The sequence below is a fragment of the Exiguobacterium sp. BRG2 genome (genome assembly GCF_031844245.1).
In the GTDB taxonomy this organism is placed as follows: domain Bacteria; phylum Bacillota; class Bacilli; order Exiguobacteriales; family Exiguobacteriaceae; genus Exiguobacterium_A.
This window is the reverse complement of sequence record NZ_JAUZUW010000001.1, coordinates 294,401-316,248: the sequence shown is the minus strand read 5'-3', so window position 1 is coordinate 316,248 and position 21,848 is coordinate 294,401. Positions and strand designations below refer to the sequence as shown.

Annotated in this window: 21 protein-coding genes; 6 read left to right on the top strand and 15 right to left on the bottom strand. The window is 48.1% G+C overall.

All coding sequences use genetic code 11. The features are described from left to right. Positions 1-71: 71 nt before the first annotated feature. Positions 72-1,244, top strand: a complete 1,173-nt coding sequence (locus Q9R23_RS01605) for an MFS transporter (RefSeq protein WP_311246297.1) — start codon at positions 72-74, stop codon at positions 1,242-1,244. Between the two features lie 55 nt (positions 1,245-1,299). Here Q9R23_RS01605 and Q9R23_RS01600 read toward each other — a convergent pair whose 3' ends face one another. The 5 genes from Q9R23_RS01600 to Q9R23_RS01580 form a co-directional block, all read right to left on the bottom strand. After that, positions 1,300-2,373 carry an MFS transporter gene (locus Q9R23_RS01600; protein ID WP_311246375.1) on the bottom strand — a complete coding sequence of 358 codons (1,074 nt, stop codon included), beginning with the start codon at positions 2,371-2,373 and terminating at the stop codon, positions 1,300-1,302. 181 nt (positions 2,374-2,554) lie between these two features. Beyond that, complete coding sequence (locus tag Q9R23_RS01595; protein ID WP_311246296.1) at positions 2,555-5,110, bottom strand: ATP-binding protein; 2,556 nt, start codon at positions 5,108-5,110, stop codon at positions 2,555-2,557. Between the two features lie 207 nt (positions 5,111-5,317). Beyond that, positions 5,318-5,764 (bottom strand): hypothetical protein, encoded by a 447-nt coding sequence (locus tag Q9R23_RS01590; protein WP_311246295.1) that lies wholly within the window; start codon positions 5,762-5,764, stop codon positions 5,318-5,320. A 71-nt stretch (positions 5,765-5,835) separates the two neighbouring features. Further along, complete coding sequence (locus Q9R23_RS01585; protein WP_035408994.1) at positions 5,836-6,255, bottom strand: hypothetical protein; 420 nt, start codon at positions 6,253-6,255, stop codon at positions 5,836-5,838. After that, positions 6,255-8,372 carry a DNA topoisomerase III gene (locus Q9R23_RS01580; RefSeq protein ID WP_311246294.1) on the bottom strand — a complete coding sequence of 706 codons (2,118 nt, stop codon included), beginning with the start codon at positions 8,370-8,372 and terminating at the stop codon, positions 6,255-6,257. The genes Q9R23_RS01585 and Q9R23_RS01580 overlap by 1 nt, the downstream gene beginning before the upstream one ends. A 44-nt stretch (positions 8,373-8,416) precedes the next feature. Here Q9R23_RS01580 and Q9R23_RS01575 point away from each other — a divergent pair, with 44 nt between their 5' ends. Then, positions 8,417-9,313: a DMT family transporter gene (locus Q9R23_RS01575; RefSeq protein ID WP_311246293.1), complete on the top strand. Its 897-nt coding sequence runs from the start codon at positions 8,417-8,419 to the stop codon at positions 9,311-9,313. 259 nt (positions 9,314-9,572) lie between these two features. Here the strand turns inward: Q9R23_RS01575 and Q9R23_RS01570 are convergent, their stop codons facing one another. Further along, positions 9,573-11,027: an MDR family MFS transporter gene (locus tag Q9R23_RS01570; RefSeq protein WP_311246292.1), complete on the bottom strand. Its 1,455-nt coding sequence runs from the start codon at positions 11,025-11,027 to the stop codon at positions 9,573-9,575. Positions 11,028-11,172: 145 nt separating this feature from the next. On the opposite strand from Q9R23_RS01570, the gene Q9R23_RS01565 reads away from it, so the two are divergent. Next, on the top strand, positions 11,173-11,988 hold the full coding sequence (locus Q9R23_RS01565) for an SDR family NAD(P)-dependent oxidoreductase (protein WP_023467637.1): 816 nt from the start codon (positions 11,173-11,175) through the stop codon (positions 11,986-11,988). A 253-nt stretch (positions 11,989-12,241) separates the two neighbouring features. Here the strand turns inward: Q9R23_RS01565 and Q9R23_RS01560 are convergent, their stop codons facing one another. Genes Q9R23_RS01560 through rnz form a run of 7 tightly spaced genes read right to left on the bottom strand, consistent with a single transcriptional unit; the run spans position 12,242 to position 16,993 of the window. Further along, positions 12,242-12,613: a hypothetical protein gene (locus Q9R23_RS01560; RefSeq protein ID WP_214855157.1), complete on the bottom strand. Its 372-nt coding sequence runs from the start codon at positions 12,611-12,613 to the stop codon at positions 12,242-12,244. A 27-nt stretch (positions 12,614-12,640) separates the two neighbouring features. Beyond that, positions 12,641-13,204: an ECF transporter S component gene (locus tag Q9R23_RS01555; protein WP_311246291.1), complete on the bottom strand. Its 564-nt coding sequence runs from the start codon at positions 13,202-13,204 to the stop codon at positions 12,641-12,643. Beyond that, a complete protein-coding gene (locus Q9R23_RS01550; RefSeq protein WP_311246290.1) occupies positions 13,201-14,154 on the bottom strand; it encodes an ATP-binding cassette domain-containing protein in 954 nt (317 codons plus the stop codon). Before Q9R23_RS01550 ends, Q9R23_RS01555 begins: the two co-directional genes overlap by 4 nt. Then, positions 14,090-14,809, bottom strand: a complete 720-nt coding sequence (locus Q9R23_RS01545; RefSeq protein WP_311246289.1) for a hypothetical protein — start codon at positions 14,807-14,809, stop codon at positions 14,090-14,092. Before Q9R23_RS01545 ends, Q9R23_RS01550 begins: the two co-directional genes overlap by 65 nt. Beyond that, a complete protein-coding gene (locus tag Q9R23_RS01540; protein WP_311246288.1) occupies positions 14,787-15,191 on the bottom strand; it encodes a DUF4430 domain-containing protein in 405 nt (134 codons plus the stop codon). Before Q9R23_RS01540 ends, Q9R23_RS01545 begins: the two co-directional genes overlap by 23 nt. Then, entirely contained in the window at positions 15,188-16,084 is an 897-nt protein-coding gene (locus Q9R23_RS01535; RefSeq protein ID WP_214855152.1) for a hypothetical protein, read from the bottom strand. The genes Q9R23_RS01540 and Q9R23_RS01535 overlap by 4 nt, the downstream gene beginning before the upstream one ends. A 3-nt stretch (positions 16,085-16,087) precedes the next feature. After that, complete coding sequence (rnz, locus tag Q9R23_RS01530; RefSeq protein WP_311246287.1) at positions 16,088-16,993, bottom strand: ribonuclease Z; 906 nt, start codon at positions 16,991-16,993, stop codon at positions 16,088-16,090. A 107-nt stretch (positions 16,994-17,100) separates the two neighbouring features. Between rnz and Q9R23_RS01525 the strand changes: the two genes are divergently transcribed. Further along, on the top strand, positions 17,101-17,280 hold the full coding sequence (locus Q9R23_RS01525; protein ID WP_023467629.1) for a hypothetical protein: 180 nt from the start codon (positions 17,101-17,103) through the stop codon (positions 17,278-17,280). A 61-nt stretch (positions 17,281-17,341) separates the two neighbouring features. Here Q9R23_RS01525 and Q9R23_RS01520 read toward each other — a convergent pair whose 3' ends face one another. Both Q9R23_RS01520 and Q9R23_RS01515 read right to left on the bottom strand, forming a co-directional pair. Next, positions 17,342-18,466: a M20/M25/M40 family metallo-hydrolase gene (locus Q9R23_RS01520; RefSeq protein ID WP_050678519.1), complete on the bottom strand. Its 1,125-nt coding sequence runs from the start codon at positions 18,464-18,466 to the stop codon at positions 17,342-17,344. Between the two features lie 231 nt (positions 18,467-18,697). Continuing rightward, positions 18,698-19,651, bottom strand: a complete 954-nt coding sequence (locus Q9R23_RS01515) for an aromatic acid exporter family protein (protein WP_035409021.1) — start codon at positions 19,649-19,651, stop codon at positions 18,698-18,700. A gap of 86 nt (positions 19,652-19,737) precedes the next feature. Between Q9R23_RS01515 and Q9R23_RS01510 the strand changes: the two genes are divergently transcribed. Together Q9R23_RS01510 and Q9R23_RS01505 are read left to right on the top strand one after the other, a co-directional pair. Further along, positions 19,738-20,814, top strand: coding sequence for an N-acetylglucosaminidase (locus tag Q9R23_RS01510; protein ID WP_311246286.1), 1,077 nt, complete (start codon positions 19,738-19,740; stop codon positions 20,812-20,814). A 57-nt stretch (positions 20,815-20,871) separates the two neighbouring features. After that, positions 20,872-21,807, top strand: coding sequence for a manganese-dependent inorganic pyrophosphatase (locus Q9R23_RS01505; protein WP_087679899.1), 936 nt, complete (start codon positions 20,872-20,874; stop codon positions 21,805-21,807). Positions 21,808-21,848 lie beyond the last annotated feature (41 nt).

Below are 21,848 nucleotides of genomic sequence, written 5' to 3'. Positions count from 1 at the left end.
AGGGCGTCCAATGTAAATCATTCTGAATTCTCACTCCTAACTAAATACGTACGATATGGAGGTCATTCAGAATGAACCGGTTTACGCTTTTATTGGTCAGTCAATGGATTGCGAATGCGGGAGATGCGCTCTATATCGTCTCTCTGATCGCGATGATTTATCAAACGACAGGGCAAGCGAGTCTCGCTGCCCTATTTCCCGTTCTCGTCACAGCAGGCATGACAGGAAGCGGCTTCTTATTCGCCCAAGTCGCTCAACGTGTTCCCCATGCCTCTTTGTTGTTCGGCAGTCAACTCCTCAAAACGATTCTATTAGGCGTCATCTGGGGATTTGATTTACCACTGCCACTTATCCTCGCACTCGTTGGGTGTATCGCTTTCTTCGACGGATTTGCTCGTCCAATCGAAAGTGCCTTCATCCCTCGACTGTGTCAGGATGTCCAGAAAGCTAACAGTCTCGTACAAGGTTCGAATCAAGTGATTCAGCTCATCATGTGGCCGCTCGGCGCCATCCTGGTCAGCTGGTTATCCCCTCTTTCCGTCTTGTCCGTCTCGGCTGGTCTGTTTTTAGGTGCTAGTCTCATCAGCTATCTGTTCTATCGAAGCGTCCGTTCTCTACCCGACCCTTCGATGGAAGGGGAAGACGTCTCCTTCCGATCGAGTATTCGCTACACGCGAACGCATTCTTTCGCGAAAGCCAACACGTATCTCGTCGGAATCGATGCGTTCGTCAGTACGGCTTGGATTTCTGCTCTGTTCCTCGTCTACATCGACAATCATTTTCAGCTATCGGAACGCTGGTGGGGTATTTTGAACGCCTTCTATCTGCTGAGCATGATTGCCGGTAGTTACATGATGTTACGTCGTCATGGTACGCGTTCGTTGCTTTATCGCAGTATCGGTCTATCGATTGCTGCGACCTTCTTATTCGCCTTCGCGCCACTGGTAACACTTGCTGTGATCGCCTGTCTAGTCCAAGGCTTCGCCAGTCAAGTCCGGGCGATTGAGCTGAATACGTTGTTGCAAACGACGACGCCACTCGAACGGTTACCATATGTCTACAGCGTGCAACAAACCGTTTATGCACTCTGCTTCTGTCTCGGTAGTCTGCTGTTCGGATGGCTTGCCGATGTGTTTGCGATCGAAATTGTCTATGCGCTCGCAGGAGTCCTCTCCTTGTTCATGTGGCGACCGGCTCGCCAGGTATTGGCACGTTCCTCTACAGAACAACGACACGTGTCGTAATGAATGAAATCATGTCAAAAGGACAAAGGTCAACGCACCTTTGTCCTTTTTTGATTCAGTTTTGATGCGTTCGCGTCACGCCATACAATAGAAGTAGGATAAGTGAGACGAGACCGAGCGCAGCATAGGTCATCTGAAGCGAAAAGACACGTTCGACGAAGACGAACAGCATACCGGTTCCAAGCAGAGCCAAACGTTCAATGACCGAAATCAGCGATGTAAACGTCGCGCGTCCGTTTTCTGGTGCTACTTCTTGAATGATTGTCGTCACATACGGCTCTGCCCATCCGTAACACAAGTACAACAGACCAAGTAATCCGATACTGACGAGCGGAGAGGCAACCGACAATCCGGCAAGACACACGCTATAGATCATCGCCCATCCGACGGGCGATCGGAACCGCGATAAGGACGCACCGATCGCCTGCATGATTTGGAATAATACGAAGACGAATCCTAAATGGACTATCGGTATCTTTTGATCCCGTAGATAGAGTTGCCAAAACTCATCAACGAAATCAATCGTCGCCTCGTATAACAAGACAAGACAAAGAATCCGGACGTAGACGCGTCGAAACGACAGTCCTTTTAGCAATACCTTCAACGAACCAGACACTGCGTCTTGTTTACGCGGTGCTTCCTTTAAGAAAAATGTCAGCAGTAATGTTCCGAGCAAAACCCACCAGGACACGTGATAGTGCCAGATCAAGTCTACCGATCGCACGGCGTAACTTCCGACGAGTGCTGCGAGTCCTGATGTCAACAAACCACCGATTGCAATCAGTCGCCAGACCTTCTCGTATCGTGTCTCCAACTTGTGTCCATGTAACGTTTCATAGACGTGGGCTTCAAGCGCTCCACTAAGTGCTGCGCCACCGATGCCGGCAAGCACCATCGCCAATAGGAAGGCAGACAGTGAGTAGGCTTCAAGCAACACCGTAAACGATAACCACTCGCATACGAAACCAGCCAGAATGAACGGCTTTCTGCCCCACCGGTCGGATAATAGACCAAACGGGACCTCACCAATCAACATGACCCAAGCAAAGACGATCTCAGCAATGACGACGTCGGCAATACTCATACCGCGTGCTTCCCAGTAAAAGCGTTCAATCACATAGGCTGGGATGAACGAACTACTGGCTTCGATCAGGATCCAAAGTATGAATGATCGCCGGACTTAACAAGGCCACCTACTACGTCGCATCTCCTCACTTCCTTTCTGTTTGATAGTAGTTAATTCCCGTTTTGTAGATGAAACCAACAAAAAAAACGTTCTTTGATTTTTCAATCAAAGAACGTTTTTGATATTAACAGTCCTCTGCCGGTTCCGTGACCGGTACGACGGACTGGACGATCGGTAGTTCGACGATGAACGCGGACCCGACACCTTCCGTTGATTCAACATGAATCATTCCTTCGTGCGAGCGAACGATTTCCTGACAAATCGCAAGACCGAGACCCGTACCGCCGATTTTTCGACTATCCGAATTATCGACTCGATAAAACTTACTAAACAGCTGTGGTAGCGCGTGACGCGGAATACCGATTCCTTCGTCTTCGATCTTTAGCTGAACACGATCATCGACTTGACGCATCGTAATCGTGATTTGACCACCGTCCGGTGAATACTTAATTGCATTGTTGATCAGATTCGTGAACAACTGACGCATCTTTTGTTCGTCGGCATGAATCCGTCCCGTCGTCGTTTCTTCAAAATCGAGCACAAGCTCATGATTTTTTGCCGAAGCCGTATGGAACTCGACCGTTTCCTGAATGACTTTCTTCAAATCAAGCGGTTTAAAGTCATATTGTTGCTGACTCGACTCCATCCGCTGTACGTCCAAGAAGTCATTGACGAGATTCGTCAGCCGTTCAGTTTCAGCATGAATCGTCTCGAGATACCGTTGACGTTTTGATTCCTGGACGTCGCGCGCAAGCATAAGTTCCGTATAACCGTAAATCGAGGCAAGCGGTGTCCGTAACTCATGCGATACGGTCGAGACGAATTCCGATTTCATCCGGTCGATTGCTGTCTCTGCTGTCACGTCACGTAAGACGAGCATCGTGCCACGGAAACAGCCACCATAATGAATTTCTTCTGCATATAACGTGATGAATCGTTCTTCTTTATTCAAGGACAACGCCAAGCTTTCTGTCGGAATTTCCTGGTTGCAGACATGATCCATGTACGTTAGAAACGCCTCGTGTTGATCAACTTGCACTGCCAACTCTTCGATTTTGACATCGAGCGTCATCAATCCGTCTTCCGCCACCTGATCGTGTGCCGGATGATGGAACAAAGCAAGTAACGGTTTATTAGCAAAGATCGTCTCCCCTTCGATATAGATGACCGCTTCCCGAATCGAGTGGAGAAGTTTTGACGTCTTTTCCCGTTCTCGTTCAACTTCTTCAAAGACACGCATCCGAAGTAAGGAGAGTGCCAACTGACGGGAGAACGACCAGATTTCGTTCGTCTGGTCTTCTGTAAAAGCATCCCGGTAACGAACGAGATAAATGCTTGCAATCATCGTATTCGACGCTGGATCCATCACTGGTACGACGATCTCGTACATCGTATACGGATACGGGAGCGGATGATGACTCGCGACTTGTTTCGTCGAGCGAACGGCGCGTTTGTTTAGGCGTGCGCGTTCAAGCAATGACGTCGAGGCATGTAATAACTGGTGTTCCTGAACTGGCGTCATCCCGTACGAGACGACATCCGTGTAACGGTCCTGCTCGAGGAAGACGATTGCTCCGAGCTCTGCATCGGTAATCGTGATCAATTTTTCGATGATTGCTGGATATGCCGTCAACGTTTCGCGAGAAGCAAGTGTCTCAGTCAACTCATTGCGATAACGCAAATGGGTCTCATTGCGTAACGTGATGTCAAGTGCCTCTTCGAGTTCTTCCTGTTGACTTTGTAGTTCTTCTTGCTGGGCAATTAATTCTTCCTGTTGACTTTGTAGTTCATCGTTGCTTGCGACAAGTTGATGTTTTTGCCCCGAAATGGCGGCTGCCATCTGATTGAACGTCGTCGTCAACTCACCGATCTCATCTTGATGATTCGTGATGACGATCGGCGTCGCATCCTCACCTTTAGCGAGTCGTCCACTTTCCCGGTTCAACTGACGCAACTGACGCGTCAAGCGGCGGACGAATGGTCGGACGAAAACGAGAGTGATCAATAAGAGAATTGCGATATTGACAGCTCCGAGAATTTGCGACGAGTTCACTTGTTTACCGAGTCGCTCTTGCGCTGCCATCTCTTGATCGTTTAAAGAATTACGATATTTCGTGAAGACCGTCTCCATATCAACGATACTTGAACTCATATCAGCTGCACTCTTCGTCTTGATGTTGAACTTCCGTTGCGGATCGAGTGGTTTTGATTTCGTCACTTTTCCGAGCGTCGGCATCTTCAAGAACGGCTCCGTCACTTTGCCGTCTTTTTTCGCCGCAACATAATTGATGAGACTCGGCATGACGCGTTGTGTATATGCCGTGTAGAGTTCCCGCGCATCCGTTGCATACTGTCGTTCTTCTTTAAAGCGTGCATTACGCTCGAACCAAGTCGTTTGTCGATTGATGCCATTTTTCTTTGCTTCGATTTCCTTCAGCATCTCTTCATCACCAAGCAGGACGAAGCCACGCACCTCGTACTGCATGCTTTGCCACGACTCATATAAATCCGTCGCCCGTGTCCGGTGCTCGTTTAGCATTTTCAACTCTTGACGTGATTCATCCACCTGTTGTTTCGTATATAGGTAGACACCACCAGTCGTTAACAGTAGTGTCAGAAAAATCACATAAAACGCAGACATGATTTGCCGTCCAATCGTTCGATTCAGCCATGTTTTCATTGGAGGAATTCAACTCCTTCCCCTTTATCCTTCTCTAGCAATAAAGGTATTCCCGTCCATTCATTGTAAACTTTTTTCAATCGATACACAGTATTCTGCTCAAAAAGATTTCAATTTCATACAACTTTAATCTAAATCGTTGTATATGACAATTAGATGTCACGATTCAATCGTTTCCACCAAAAAAAGAGCCCTGCAGGACTCTTTTCAATGATGATGGTGGTGACTATGGCTCCGAACTGGCTGTTCATCCGCTAAATGATCCGCATCTAAAATGCCAAGTCGTAAATACTGGGCAACGACTTGTTTTTTAGTCGTTTCAGAAATCTGATCTGCTCCTTGAATGAGCCTTAAAATACCCGTCGCAATCCGTAACGGTTCAAGGTTCGTCTTTTCGACCGGAAAACTTGTTAGCGTTTCTAAGTAAGCGATGTAGTTTAGCGCATCTGATTCCACTGGACTGACAAGACGCGCTGCATGCTCGCGCAGTTGTTGCGTCAATGAATTTGTTGAGATTCCTTTTGAGGCTGCAGAGATGACTCCAAACAGAATGAACCCGATGATGAGAACGAAAAATCCGACCATGAAAATCGGCATACCCGAGAAGAAACCGTCGCCTCCCAGTTCGCTTTCCATGAATGCTACTGTGAACATGATGAGCCCTCCAAATGAATAGAATAATAACGATCACTTATCCTACGTCATCCTCTTCAAGAAAGTTTCACCTAGTTAGGTAGTTTTTGTAATTCGGCTTGGAACCAGTCTTCAACGAAGAAACGTTCCGTCTCCGTCTCGATTTGATACGAATACAACACCTCGAAGTCACCCTCTGTCAACATCGGTAACGTCAATTCGCGTACGAGTTGACGTAACTCCTCCGTCAATTCAGCTTCATAGCGGATGAATCCATCTTCCCGGTGCTCGACTTCCGTCAAGTATGGGAGGAGGATATGCTTGCCGAATGATTGTGGATCATCGATGACTTCTGCTGTCACACCGAATAGTTCTTCTGCTTCTTCGACGAGTCCTTCTGCTGACTGCACCTCGATATGATCCGGAAACCAGACCGTTAAGCGGTGCCCTTCCTGTAAAAGTCGTTCAAAGACAGGACGAAACGTTTGATTTTGAATCAGTTCGTATTGCATCAGTCTTCCCCTTTCGTGAATTCAAATTTTAATTGATCGCGTTCGAGATAAAGCATCGCCTTAAACTGGCGGGCATTCTTCTTCATCTCGAGTGGCTTCGTTTTTTGTCCAGCGAGTACCTTTTTGACTTCCGTTTGTGTCAATCGAGCACCAAGGATCGTTTTAGGTAACGTAAAGCCGCAGTTGTTTTTTTGATACCCACTACAACCATAGAACTTCCCACGATCAAGAACCGCTGATTGGCACAGTGGGCATGGCCCGACCGGACGATTCGTCGCTCCCCGCGGAGACTTGCTTTTGACTTGCGTCGGATCAACGGCGAGTTGTTCGATTCGTTGTTTAGCATCTATGACAAGATGCTCTGACAATTTTTTCGCCTGTTCGATGAACTGGGCGGCCGACGCTTCCCCTTTCCCGATTTGCTCTAATCGGCTCTCCCACTTCGCTGTCATCTCTGGCGAAGCAAGAATACTTCCTGTCACAGCATCGATCAATATTCGACCTTTCGGCGTCGGATGAATTTCCTTTTTGACAAGTTTGATGTATTCCCGCCGTTTCAGTCCGTCGATGATCCCGGCACGAGTTGCTTCCGTCCCGAGCCCCTCGACTTCTTTCATGATCGCTTGCAGCTCATCTTCAAGTAATTTACCCGCTGTTTTCATGCCAAGGATGAGCGTCCCTTCTGTATAGCGTTTCGGTGGCTCCGTTTGCTTCTCGAGCAGACGACATCCTTTGATCGGCATCTCTTGACCTTGTTCGACGGCTGGCAATTCGACTTCCTTTGATTCGATTTGCAGGACTTGTTTAAAGCCCGGATCAATCGTCCGACTACCGCGTGTCAAAAAGCGGTCCATCTCACGCGACGTCACGATTTCCGTCTTCTCCGAGACAGCGTCCGGTGCAAATGCGGCAAGAAAACGGCGAACGATCAAATCATAGACTTGCGCATCTCGTCCGGAGAGCTTCGCGACGGCACCCGCTTCTTCTGTGGGAATGATCGCATAGTGGTCGCTGACCTTCGCCGGATTGACGTAGCGTTTATCGTTTGCCGGATTGTTCGTCAGGACATCCTTGATTGGGCTATATTCCGCTTGTTTTAATAACCGATCAAGAATGACCGGGAACTGTCCCGCTTCCTCTTTGGTCACAAAGGACGAGTCTGTTCGCGGATAACTGATCCAACCACGAATATACAGTTTTTGCGCAATATCGAGTGTTTCTTTCGCACCGAGACCAAACCGTCGGCTCGCTTCGGTTTGTAAGAGCGATAAACTGAACCAAAATGGCGGTCGTTCCGTCTGCCTTTTTTTCTCGATCGAGGTGACGATTCCGACTCCTTTCGTCCGATCAACGATTGCTTGTGCCTGTTCCCGATCACTCAGCTTCGTCTGTTTCTTCGCGTTGATATATTTTCCTTTGTATCGCGTAAAATCCGCCTCGACTTCATAATATGTCTCCGGTCGGAAATTCTCGATCTGTTTTTCCCGTTCAACGATCAGTGCGAGCGTTGGTGTCTGGACCCGTCCGAGGGAAAAGACATCGGCGATTCCCTTCTTTTTCAGTAACGTCGTATAGGCACGAGACGCATTCATCCCGATCAACCAATCGGCACAAGCGCGACTCATCGCCTCATGAAAAATGTTCTCCGTTTCCTTACCATCGAGCAGGTTCGCAAACCCATGGTCAACGGCTTGAGGCGTCAGACTCGAGATCCAGAGTCGTTGCAGTGGTTTTGCGTTGTTCGCGAGACGTAAGATCAATCGGACGATTGCCTCTCCCTCTCGCTCCGCATCCGATGCTATAATGATGGAAGTCGTCGTCCGCTCATTCAGTAATTTTTTGATGACTTGGTACGGTTTGCTTTTACCTTTTGCCAGTCGGTAATCAAATCGTTCCGGGATAATTGGCAAATGGTCATAGTTCCATCGTTTCCACTTGGCGTCATAATGCGCCGGCTCCTGCAGTTCGCATAAATGTCCGACCGCGTAGGCGAGTTTTGCCCCTTGTGGAAACCGATCACACGGTTTGATTTCGATGTAGCCGTCCCGCTTCACAGACGGATACGGAGCTGCCAGTTTTTCAGCTTGTTTTGGTTTTTCAGCAATGATCAATTGCACACGCTTCACCCTCATTTCCTTACTTCAGACATGTGGAGGTACCCATGCCCTATTTTACGTTATTCATGGCTTTATTCTTTATTTCAACATCGGCAATCTTCGTCAAATGGGCGGAGACCCCGATCGAGGCTGTTGCCTTTTACCGCATGTTGTTCTCGACCTTGTTGTTGCTCCCACTCATTCGCTTGAAGGAACTTTTGCAACTCAGTTCGTCGACGATTCGGCATATGCTATTAAGTGGCATTTTGCTCGCCGGGCATTTTTGGCTGTGGTTTCTCTCTCTTGATTATACGACAGTTGCGAGCTCGACGCTCTTCGTGACCGCAAGTCCGATTTTTGTCCTTGCCGGTAACGCATTATTTTTCAAACAACACCCGTCGCGCAAGGCACTCCTGTTCGTCGCTGTCGCCTTATTTGGTGGCGGTCTCGTCGCTTACGGAGATATCGCTGTCGGCATGCGCGCCTTGATCGGAGACGGTCTTGCCTTACTCGCAACGATTTTAGTCGCCGGTTACTGGTTGCTTGGTCAACATGTTCGAACAAGCGTCTCGACGAACCTCTATTCGTTCGGCGTCTATGCCGTCGCGTCGATCGTTTTGCTTTTGTTATCGTTGATTCAATCAACGAATCTCGTCGCTGCGTTTCAACAGGATTGGTGGCTGTACATTCTTCTTGCCGTCTTCCCAACGTTACTCGGTCACAATTTATTCAACTGGGCGCTCGCTCGTGTCAGCGCCAGCATCGTCAGCATCACGATCCTTGGCGAAGCGGTTTGGGGCATGATCTTTGGGTATTATCTGTTTAATGAGAAGTTAACATGGATTCAAATCACCGGTGCTGCTTTACTCTTGATTGGAATCGGATTGTTCCTCCGACGTAATGAACGTGATATTCGTGAACAACTTGCCCAGCGTGAAAGTGCCACTAGTCAATCTTCCTAATGACAAGGGGCTGACTCAAAAGTCAGTCTCTACAAAGATAAGGATGGCAGAATGATGATCTTCCATCCTTATCTCGTAACAAAAAGAATGACGCGTTTCGCGCCACTCCTACAGGAACAAGCGCATTTATGCGCTGTCAGAGACGAACAAGACCCGCTTTCCTGCTTCAACGAAGCAGGAAAACTGGCTTGGGTCTCGCCTGAGGAAAGGGCGTGAAAAGACGCGTCATTCTTTTTTTGAGTCAGCTCCTTCATTACGATCATGGATCGTCAGGTCGAACTTTCGGTAAACGCCATGTCATCGCGAACGCAAGAATCGCACAAAGGACGCCACCGATGAAGACGTAACGTAATCCATGTGATAACGCGATTTCTGCCGCATACTGCACATCCTGTCCGAACGTTTTTGCCGTACTCGATTGGAAAAATGGATCAATCGCGTACCCTGAGAGCGTGTCCGACGCTGAAAACGAACGAAGGATGGATAAGTTGAAGATCGTACCGAAGATCGCAACACCGAGCGTCTGTCCCGTCGTACTCAAGAACGAGTTGACGGCCGTCGCTGAGCCACGAAGTGACCAATCGACGGAAGTCTGCAGGACGACCATAAAGACGGGTTGTGAGAGACCAAAACCAATTCCGATCAGCGAAACGGCAAGATAGATGAAAACATCACTTGATTCGCGCGTGATCAACGATAAAATCACTGTACCGACGATCAGCAGTCCCATTCCTGTCATCGTCCGATACCGGGGTGAGGCGACACCAATCGTCCGTCCACCGATGATGGCGGTCAGCGTCCAAAAAAGCGACAGTGGCATCAACATGAAACCAGCTTCGGTCGGACTCTTCCCGAGTACCCCTTGGGCAAAAATCGGAATATACGCTGACATCGAAACGAGCACCCAGGCGGAAAAGAAGACCGCTAAGTTGATTACGAGAATGACCGGATGGCGAATGACTGCTGGTGGTAAGAGTGGATCGCTCGCCTTTTTCTCGACCCGATGGAACGTGAACAATAACACGAAACTGATGAAAAAGCTCGCTAGAATGATCGGACGCAAGAACGTCTCCGACTCACTCCCCGACAATAAACCGTACAGAAACGCACTCATCCCGAGCGCAAACAATAACGCGCCCCGGTAATCGATTTTCCGCTCTGTTTCACGGACCGTCTCTTTGTAGTAAACGACGATCATAAAGAACGACAATAAGGCAAACGGTACGTTTAGTAAGAAAATATACCGCCACGAAAGCGATTCGACGAGGAACCCACCGACGAGTGGTCCAGCGACACCCGAAATCCCCCACACGGCACTGAGCACTCCTTGGATTTTCCCTCGTTCCTCATATGTATACAAATCTCCGATGATCGTCATCGCGATCGGTAATACAGCTCCTGCCCCGATACCTTGGACGGCGCGGAAAACGATCAACATCTCCATCGATTGAGCGAGTCCACAGGCTAACGAAGCGACGGTGAAGACGCCGATCCCGAATAACAGAACCCGTTTTCGACCATATAAATCTGCCATCTTTCCGTAAATCGGTGTTGATACCGCCATGAACAATAAGAACCCAGCAAAGATCCAACTGACTAATTTCGCCCCGTTCAATTCACTCGCCATGACAGGTGTTGCTGTTGCGACGATCGTCCCCTCGATCGCGGCTAAAAACGTCGCGAGCAACAAGGCGACGGTTACTTTTTTCCTCATCTGTTCCACTTCCCCTCTACTGTTCTATCATACTGGTTGGACCAGTGATAAGAAAAGTAAATGCTTATGAAACAGGATTCGCGGGAACGGTATGGAATGGTATACACTAGACTCAGATTCACGATTTTGAATGGAGGAATGTCCTATGTTACGAAAAACGGCACTGATTACCGGTGCATCGGGTGGAATCGGACTGGATCTCGCTGTTCTCGCGGCGCGAGATGGCTTCGATTGTGTCCTCGTTGCCCGCAATGAGAAAAAATTGAAGGAGCTTCAACAGGTCCTTGAAAAACGCTATCAGATCAAGGTCTATGTATTCGCTGCTGATTTATCACTGAGCGACAGCGTTGATCGTCTCGTGCAGTACTTAGAGGAACAAGAATTGACGGTCGATCTATTGTTCAATAACGCTGGCTTCGCTACATCAGGACGCTTTGCGGAAATCGATCCAACAGAAGACATTAACTCAATTCAGGTCAACGTCGTCGCCTTGACGGATTTGACGAAACGTCTCTTACCGGGAATGGTCGAACGTGGCTTTGGACGCATCTTGAATGTCGCGTCGGTCGCTGCCTTCATGCCAGGACCATACATGAGTGTTTACTATGCAACGAAAGCCTACGTCCTGTCGTTCTCGGAAGCACTTGCGACAGAAGTCGACGGCTCGGGTGTCAGTGTGACTTGTCTCTGCCCGGGACCGACCGATACGAACTTCTTCGATCGAGCGAACATCACGCTACCATTTAAGAGTATGCCGTCGCACCTCGTCGCCTTCGCCGGGTACCGTGGGATGCTCAAAGGACGCCGCGTCGTCGTTCCAGGCGCAAGCAACCGCGCCATGGTTTCCTTGTCCCGTCTCTTGCCACGCCGTCTCCTGACCGAAGTGACAGGTCGAATTCAAGATCCTGCTCGCCAGCAAGAATCGTCGACAGAAGAAGAACTCCTGTACGCCAATTCCTAAAAAATGAGACTGATTCAAAAGTCAGTCTCTACAAAGATAAGGGTGGCAGAATGATGATCTGCCACCCTTATCTCGTAACAAAAGAATGATGCGTCACACGCCACTCCTACAGGAAAAAGCGCATTATGCGCTGTCAGAGACAAGCAAGACCCTCTTTCCTGCTTGAATAAAGCAGGAAAACTGGCTTGTGTCTCGCCTGAGGAAAGGGCGTGAAAAGACGCATCATTCTTTTTTGAGTCAGCCCCATTTGTATTTACGCTTCATGATGACGAAAACGCCGCGTCACATAACGTTTGAAGCGATCAAATGCCATCGTATAATGATACAGATAACGAACAACGAGCGCACCCGTGATTGAGACGAGGTACCCCGTCGATAAGACGAGTAACCAGGAAACAATCGCGAGGAACCATGAACTCTCGAATCGTAAATATTGCCATTGTAATCCTTCTGATGAGGTAATCAACATGGCGCCCGGGAAAACGGAGGCAGCGAGTAAGTAACACGCAGCGTAGCGTCCTCTAATCGTACCTTTCATCAACAGAATACTGCCAAACACTAAGCCCACACTCGAGACGATGAGCAACATGACGACATAAGCAAGCGAAATCGATGATCCCAGCATATGCCTTCCCTCCTGTTCGGTATGTTACTATTCTGTACCCCTCTTTTCATCGAATGAATGCATAATTCGTAAAAAAATCGGAAACAATATCCAAATGAAGATCGCGTTACTGAATCCGTGAAGCATATCAAACGTTCCTCCGGCTACAAGCAGTGTCAAAAAAGCTTGCCACGAGAATCCGGTCAATACCAAGAAACCGAGATTGCTCACCCATCCGTATAAGAAACCAGCGAGAAATCCATATCCAGTCAAGACGATCCGGTACCGAAGAAACGGAACGAATCCTAGACTGGCAATCGTTGCATACGCCAGCGCTTGAAAGAGTACGAACGGACCGCTTCCGAGAAACAAGCTCGTTAACACGACGACGAGGATCCCAGAAATGGCACCGACGATTGGATGGATGAAGACGGCTACTAACAAGACGAGTGCCGTCGCCGGCTGGACGTTCGGTAAACTGGAGAACAACAATCGTCCGACGATTGCCGCTGCCGTGATGATGGCGATGAACCGTAATCGTTGATCCGTCATCTGAAGTCTCTCGAACATGACTAAAAACAGACAGACGATTAGAACCGTTGCGATGATCATACGAATAACCGACTTTCTTGTAAAAACTCCTTCGTCGGTCCATCAAAAGCAACTTCTCCGTGTACGAGATATATGATCCGCTGTGCTGCCCGAATGAGAACCGGATCATGCGTCGCCATGACGATCAGATTCGTCGTATTCTGCTTCCATGATGCGACAAAAGCCATTCGTGCGCTGTCATCAAGACCGGCCGTCGGTTCATCAAAGTAATAGCTGTCTTTACTCCAATCGATACCGTCCAAGAGACGTTTTTTTTGCGTCGTAAAACTACCGCTTCGATCGTCTAATGGCGCAAGCATCGGATGTGCTGGTATATAATGTGTCTCCCCCGACCGCCGGACTTTTCCGTATAGCGGTCGCTCAACACCGAGCGCGAGTCGTAGTAACGTCGATTTTCCACTACCATTCGCACCGATGATCGCAATGCGTTCACCTTGATGAAACGACAATTTTTCTGTCACGAGTGCATAGCGTGTCTGTAACGGATAACGGTGTTGGACGTTTTCGATCCGATTCAGGACACGACCTGGCAGTTCAGTGGCGCGACTCGTAATCGCCAAGTCGGATTGTATCGTCATCGAGCAATGGATCTGACAATCAAACCGTCGTTCGATTTCTTCAAGCAATCCCATCAATCGCTTTCGCCTGACATGATCAAGAAAGAGAAACGGTTCCGACAAGAACAAGACCTTCGGTGACGAAGACAACGCATGACCGAGTCCGACGAGCTGTTGTTCTCCAGATGAGAGTTCACTCGACTCCGCTTCGAAAAAAGCTTCTAGTCCAAGCAAGGTCGCGAGTTCTCCTGCTCGGAACAAGGAATCCGTCGCCAGAAGATCTCGAACACGTCCATGAAGCAAACGCTCCGGTGTTACTACCGGTTGTTCATGTTCGCTCGCCTGTTGACGTAGCCGCGCTTCGCGATTTGTGTCGGTATACATGATAGGCATCCCGGATTCCTCCTTTTGTAAATAATAGCGATATAGGCAAAATCAGCGCAGGAATGATCGTCCATGGTGTCAGACAAAGAGCCAGTCCTGCCGCAAGTAATAAGCCTGTCTGAACATCACGTCGCGTGACCGGTCTTAAGTGAGACGGCACCGCTTCGATCGGTACGATATGATAGGCGGTCATCCGCTCCAGTCGAACAGCAAGCGACGCTTTCGGATGACTCATCTTGACTTCCGGCCAAGTCCGTAAGAAAGACGGAATCAGCGCCAGCACCATCCCCGTCAATCGTGTCAGTCGAGGTAAGAAACGAAACAACGGTCCCATCTGGTCGAGTCGAACCAACGTAAAAATCCATTGACTCGACGTGATGAATAACGTCACTTGGACTGTCGTTTCATAAATCGCTACTGTGTCGATACTTGCACCATAAAGAAGCGGGACGCACATCATGATTGCATAAAGAGCCGGGAGAACTAAATAGCGAAACACAGTCAGTTCTTGAACGAATAAGAACAAGAGTAGATGATAGACGACGATCACTGATTGATCATGTGTGAGGACGAACGGGATCGTAATCATTCCGATGAAAAAGAGAGCGACGTTCACTGGGTGAAGTCGCTCCCGTTCTGGTTTACTCAAAATAAGCCATTGCATCTTTTTCAAACCGCCATTCGAGACGGTCTCCTTTTTTCAGTTCATAACTCCCGGCACCGACTTCCGCGGGTTTTCCGTTGACACCGAATACCCAGCCACTCCCTGCTCCAGCTGACTTTTCACGAATCCCATCGACTGCCGTTACATATGCCATCTCACCTTTACCTGTTTTAACGACATCAAGCGTTGTATCTTCAAGCGCATCCAGTGCTGTATCTTTTTTATTCAAACACACGTCTTTATCGAATAATGTCTTATCCTTGACGTGATCCACGACCGACACCTTGACTTCGGTCTCACAAGACGCTGTTTGTTGTTCCTCTTTTGCTTCTGCGCAACCGGCAAGTAACACGATACTTGCAACAAATAACCATTTTTTCATCGTACGACTCCTTTTCGCCTTGAGGTCTCAAAGCTGTAATTGTATAACAGAATGGTCTTGTCTCGTAATGATTGACCGTCAGACCGCAGATAGGTCAGGCGAATCGCATTCGCTAAGACATCGTCCCCTGTATTAACATACGGAATAAGTTTTCCTTTGTCATCAATCAAAAATACTGTCGCATCCTGCAGACTAAACGTTTCGTAGAGCCCATCGAGATCCATCTCGACATAGGGGGTTTTGGAATCATGTAAAATCTCATGCATCGAGAGTTTTCGTAACGTCTCAAACGATTGGTTCGCATCAATCAGTTTTTGATAATACGATATCAATGATTTCGTTGCCAACTCTTCACGTGGTCGATAGGAAATCGTTCCGGTCAACTCTTGATAACTGACATCATAACGAATGAACCGTTTCGGAGTTTGGACGAGCATCTCAAACGAAGCATTCCGTAGATTCCCGCCTCGATCGAACATTAGCTGGCTTTGTTCCAACCGTAATCCGTCTTCTCCTACACGGCGTTCGACTTGTGCGAGAAAGCTATCGAACGAATCATCCGTGATGGTCACGCGACCAATCTGTTGAGTTTCTTCCCGCAATGTTCCGGCATCAAACGGTCCGAGGAACAGTTGAAACAGGAAGAACAAGAACCCGAATAATGCCATGTATCGTTTATAACGTGAATTCTTTTTCGGATGCAACACGATCAAAAAGATGATGATGCCGAGCGGTAATTGAATATCATAGACTGGAAACGACACGGCGCCGAGACACGCATAAAAAATGAACTTCATATACAAGTATGTTTCTTTTTCCGTTCGCCGTTCAAGTAAAAACGCTAAGCCACTAGCAGCCAGTAAAAAGAGTGCCCATAAAATGAGAAAGTCCATCTTTTACCCTTTGACCGGGACGACCCGGTGATCAAACATGAGATGGCTGTTTGCAAATACTTCTCGTGCCTCTTGTTCCAGTACTTCTTCTTGATCGACATAACGCGCAGAAACGTGCGTCAAGAGGAGCTTTTTTACCCGCGCCGTATCCGCGATGACAGCTGCCTGTCGAGCGGTCGAGTGACCGAAGCGTCCCGCATGTTCGACTTCTCGATCGGCAAACGTCGCTTCATGGACTAATACATCGACATCTCGCGCGAGCTCTATCGACGCCGCGCACGGCATCGTATCGCCAAGAATCGCTAGCTTGACACCTGGTTTGGGAGATTCTAAAAAGTCAGACGATGCGTAGACCGTGCCATCGAATTCAAAGGTTTCTTCCAGTGTGATTCGGCGATAGAGTGGACCGGAAGGAACTCCAAGTGCCTTCAGTGCATCGACACGCAATGCCCCACGCTCTTCTGGTCCTTCTAGGCGGTACCCGAACGCCGGAAAACGGTGTTCAAGTGACCGCACCGTCACGCGGAAACCATCTTGTTCGTATGTTTGACCATCTTCGACTTCAACGATCTGGAGTGGATAACGTAAATATGTTCCTGTAATCCTTAATGTCGCATCCATCCATTCCTTAATCCCTGTCGGTCCATAGATCGTTAGCGGTGTCGTTCCTTCTAAGGCAGCTCGCGTACTGATAAATCCTGGTAATCCAAAAATATGATCCCCATGTAAATGGGTGATGAAGATTGCGTTGACTTTTCGTGGTTTAATCGGACTGTGTAAGATTTGATGTTGCGTCGCCTCTCCACAATCGAACAACCAGGTCATTTTGGGGTGTAACAAGGCAATCGAAGTAACGTTCCGTTGTTTTGACGGCATACCGGCTCCTGTCCCTAAAAAATAAAATTCCATCTTTTTCCCCTTTTCGTAAAATTAGCATTTTTTATACACAAAATACACCTTTCGTCTGTTGAAGCATGGTAAACTGTACCTATTCAGATTTGGAAGGTGGTTTTTCCATGACTAAGATTGAACGGACATATGCCCGGATCGTCCGGGAAGCCCGTAAACTAAACGAGAGTTATCGGCAAAAATACGGAAAGTCGATTCAAATCGATGAAATCGCTTCGACCTTATTATGTACAGAAGAACTCGTTTTAGAGTCTATGGAATATGTGGATCGTCCTCAAGTAGTTTAATCGTACAATGATAAAGAGTGTATCGCAATGTCGCGATACACTCTTTTTGTGTTCCATCAGCTTATTTGTTCGTGATGTAATCGACTAACGTCACACAAAGTTCCGCTGTTTTGACGAGTTCTTCGATTGGCATCTTCTCATTCGTCGTATGGATATCTTCATATCCGACCGCCAAGTTGACCGTTGGAATACCGAAACCAGCGATGACATTGGCATCTGATCCGCCACCAGAATGCAAGAGACGTGGTGTACGTCCAAGTTGTGTGATGGCTGCTTTTGCGACTTCGACAACTTGATCTCCATCTTCGAACTTGAAGCCTGGGTACATGACTTTGACTTCCACTTCGGCACGACCACCGAGTTCTGCCGCTGCTTCTTCAAACGCCGCTTTCATCTTCTCAGTCTGCGCTTCCATCTTCGGAGCAACAAGTGAACGTGCTTCCGCGAAAATTTCTACATAATCACAAACGATGTTCGTTGATGGACCACCACCGCTGAACCGTCCGATGTTAGCTGTCGTCTCTTCATCAATCCGACCGAGTGGCATCTTCGCGATGGCTTTTGAAGCAATCGTAATCGCCGAGACCCCTTTTTCTGGTGCGACACCAGCGTGAGCTGTTTTTCCAAAAATCTTCGCATTGACTTTTGCTTGGGTTGGAGCAGCGGTGATGATGTCCCCCACTTTTCCGTCTGAATCGAGTGCGAAACCGTAATCCGCATCAATTTTCGATGGATCAAGGACCATCGCCCCAACAAGTCCAGATTCTTCACCAACTGTAATGACGAACTGGATTTTTCCGTGTGGTTGTTTCGTCTCATTGAGTACATGAACGAGTTCAATTAGTGAAGCAAGTCCCGTTTTATCATCTGCTCCAAGAATCGTCGTGCCGTCCGTCTTGACATAACCGTCCTCGATGATTGGTTTGATTCCTTGACCCGGGAATACTGTATCCATATGGGAAGTGAAATAAATTTTATCGACCCCGTCTTTTGTTGCCGGAAGCGTGACGATCAAGTTATTTCCTTTGTGTTCCGTCTTAGACGAAGCGTCATCCTCAAAAACGTCACATCCGAGATCCTCAAACGTTTTTTTCAAGTGAGCACAAATCCGTGCTTCCTCTTTTGATTCCGAATCGATCTGGACAAGCTCTAAAAACGTATCCAATACGCGTTGTTCATTGACCATGACAAAAACCTCCTCTAATATAATTCAATCCAATAGCGCTTTATTAGTATACCATCCTGACAGCCATTTGCACTTCTGAAAGGTTGTTTGTACAATGGCAGTAATCAGTCGATATGAGAGAGGAGGACATGACGATATGGCAAGACCATCGAAACAACAACGGATCATTAAATGGACGACGATCGGAATCTTAGCGATTTTCCTACTCGGAACATTCGCTTCAACGATGTTCTATTTCTTTTGATTGACGTAGCGTTGTTTGAGACGCAAATATTGCTCTGCTTCCTGCAGCATATGCAACAAGGCAGATCGAACCTCGAACTCCTCCCGCGTGACGGGTAAGGCAGAGGCACGAAAACGCGTCAATAGCGCTTCTAGTTCTAAAATGTATACCATTGCGTCGGCTTCAGGTCGGACATTGTCGCCAATCGTCCGAAAGAAGGCGGCGACTTTTTTTCCTTCTTCGACGACGAGAACAAGTTCCTCCGCATGATGGACGATACCGCGCAGTAACTCGAATTGTTGTTCGCGCATCCGGAAATAGGCATAGTCCTCATCGTCATTACGTCGACCGATCGCATTCCCCATCCGTTTTAAGGCAGCATCTTTTCCCTCATGTAACAGACGTTCCGTCTCGTCAAGCGTCAACGCATGATGATTGACTCGCCCTGTCTCGATCGCGGCCGCGACTTCATAGAATAAGGACGCGATCCGTTGATCAATTTTTTCCCGTCGGTCGTCGATCAATAGATCGAGACTTGGCATGTACATGTTGACAAGCATTCCGACACCAACACCAATTCCGAGCAATAAGGATTCATTCAACAGGATGTGTGCGTTGAGCTGACGTTCCGTATACAAATGTGTCAGTATGACGACACTCGTGATGAAACCGTCCTGAAGTCGGAGGCGTTGAACGGATGGAAGGAATAAAATGAAATAGATCAATAACGTAACCGGACGATAACCGATGACTTCGAACAGAATGAATCCAAGTACGATGGCAAGTAATGACGCCATGATCCGTTCGTAAGACGACCGAAACGTCTTCTTTCGTGTCGATTGGATACTCAAGATCGCAATGATCGCAGCGAAGACGTAATAATCGAGCTTGAGTCGCTCCGCGATCCACATCGCGAGCGCGGCAGCGACTGCCGTCTTCAGCGTTCGATAACCGATTTGCATCAGGTTCACCTCCCTTTTGTTTTTCTTTGTTAGACTACCTACGTTGGACACGAATGTCCATTGCTTTTTAAAGGACGTGATTTTCTTTGACGACACGCACTATCCGTCCTGGTCGCCCCGTGCGCCGGACTAGCTCACTGAAAGGGTTACTCTTCTTTTTCCTCATCGGCATTCTCTTGTTCTTTTGGCTTCGTGAGGAACCGAAGACAGTTTTATCCCCACCGGCTCCTTATACAGCTGAGCGCTATGAGAAAGGTACAATCAACGAACAAGACTTCCAAACGTTCGCCGAGGCAAAGGAGTATGCGGGTCAGCGTGGTGCGGTAAAACGTTCATCGGACGACCGCTACGTCTATCTCGGTGGACAAGGTACCGGGATCGTCGATGATCGTGGTATTCTGTCGATTCATCATGACGCCGATTTAAAGAAACGGCTTACCTATGTCGCTTCCGGCACACGCGTCCAATTGCTTCAGTTCGGTGAACAGACGAGTCGCGTCAGCGTCGCAGGCGCAACTGGTTATGTTCCAACGGATCGCTTACGTCCGTTCCCGGAAGAACGTGTCTCGAATCCGTCGTACTATCAGACGAAGGGAAATCGACTCCTTCACTACATCGTTGCTGACGGTGGACTTGGTGGATTGATTGTCGCTGGTGAAGCGACGAACGCGACGTCTCGGACGAGCAAATACGTCGAATCGAAGACACTGACACGTGATTTGACGAAACCGACGCGCCTGAGTGCCAATCAACTCGATGCGTTCATCAAGGAGCAAGCGCCGGACAGCCCTTTGGTCGGGAAAGGAAAAGTCTTTAAGTCCGTTGAAAAGAAATACCGGGTCAACGCAGCCTACCTGCTTGCACACGCCATCCACGAATCCGACTATGGACGGTCTGAGATTGCCCGCGAAAAAAATAATCTATTCGGCGTCAATGCGACGGATTCTGCCCCGGGAGAAGATGCGACTGCTTATAAATCCTTGACGGATTCAATCGAGCAGACCGGCCGATTCATCGCAAAGGACTATCTTGATCGGGATGGACGTTATTTCCGCGGGGCTTACCTCGGGAACAAACAAAAAGGAATGAATGTCTTTTACGCGTCAGACCCCTTCTGGAGCGAAAAAATCGCTGGTATCCTAGTGAAAATGAACGCTTTCTAAATCCGAGATATGATACACTATAGGGCGAGACAACAATCATTGAGGAGTGAACACGTCATGGAAAAAGTTTTAGTATTTGGTCATAAAAATCCTGATACCGATACGATCACATCGGCAATCGCTTATGCAGAATTAAAGAAAGCGCTCGGTGTCAATGCCGAAGCAATCCGCCTCGGTGAGATGAATGATGAAACGTTATTCGCGCTCGATACGTTCAAAGTTTCAGCACCACGTCTAGTGACAGAGGTCGCGACAGAAGCGTCACACGTCATCTTAGTCGACCACAACGAACGTCAACAAAGTGCGAACGATATCGACGCTGTTACGGTAACAGAAGTCATCGACCATCACCGAATCGCAAACTTCGAGACATCGGATCCTGTCTATTACCGGGCAGAACCAGTCGGTTGTACAGCAACGATCCTGAACAAGCTCTACAAAGAGCATGGTGTTGCAATCAAACCAGAAATCGCTGGTCTGATGCTATCAGCGATCATTTCTGACTCGCTTCTGTTCAAATCACCGACTTGCACAGAGCAAGATATCATCGCAGCGCGTGAACTCGCAGAAATCGCCGGTGTTGATGCGAACGTCTACGGTCTTGAGATGCTCAAAGCTGGAGCTGATCTCTCGAAGAAAACTGTTCCTGAATTGATCGCACTTGACGCAAAAGAATTCACGATGGGAACACTCAAAGTCGAAATCGCTCAAGTCAACACGGTCGATACAGCTGAAGTTTTGCTTCGCCAAGAAGAACTCGAAACAGCGATCAACGAAGTCATCCTTGCAAAAGGTCTTGATTTGTTCGTCTTCATCGTCACGGATATCTTGACGAACAACTCAGTCGGACTCGTCCTCGGGAAAGAAGCGAATCTCGTCGAACGTGCTTATGGTCTTGAAGCGACGAACAACCTCGTCTACCTCGAAGGTGTCGTTTCACGTAAGAAACAAGTCGTTCCTGTTTTAACAGATACAGCTCTTGCAACACAATAAGTCAAAAAAGAAGGAGTTCGCTCCTTCTTTTTTGAATAAAG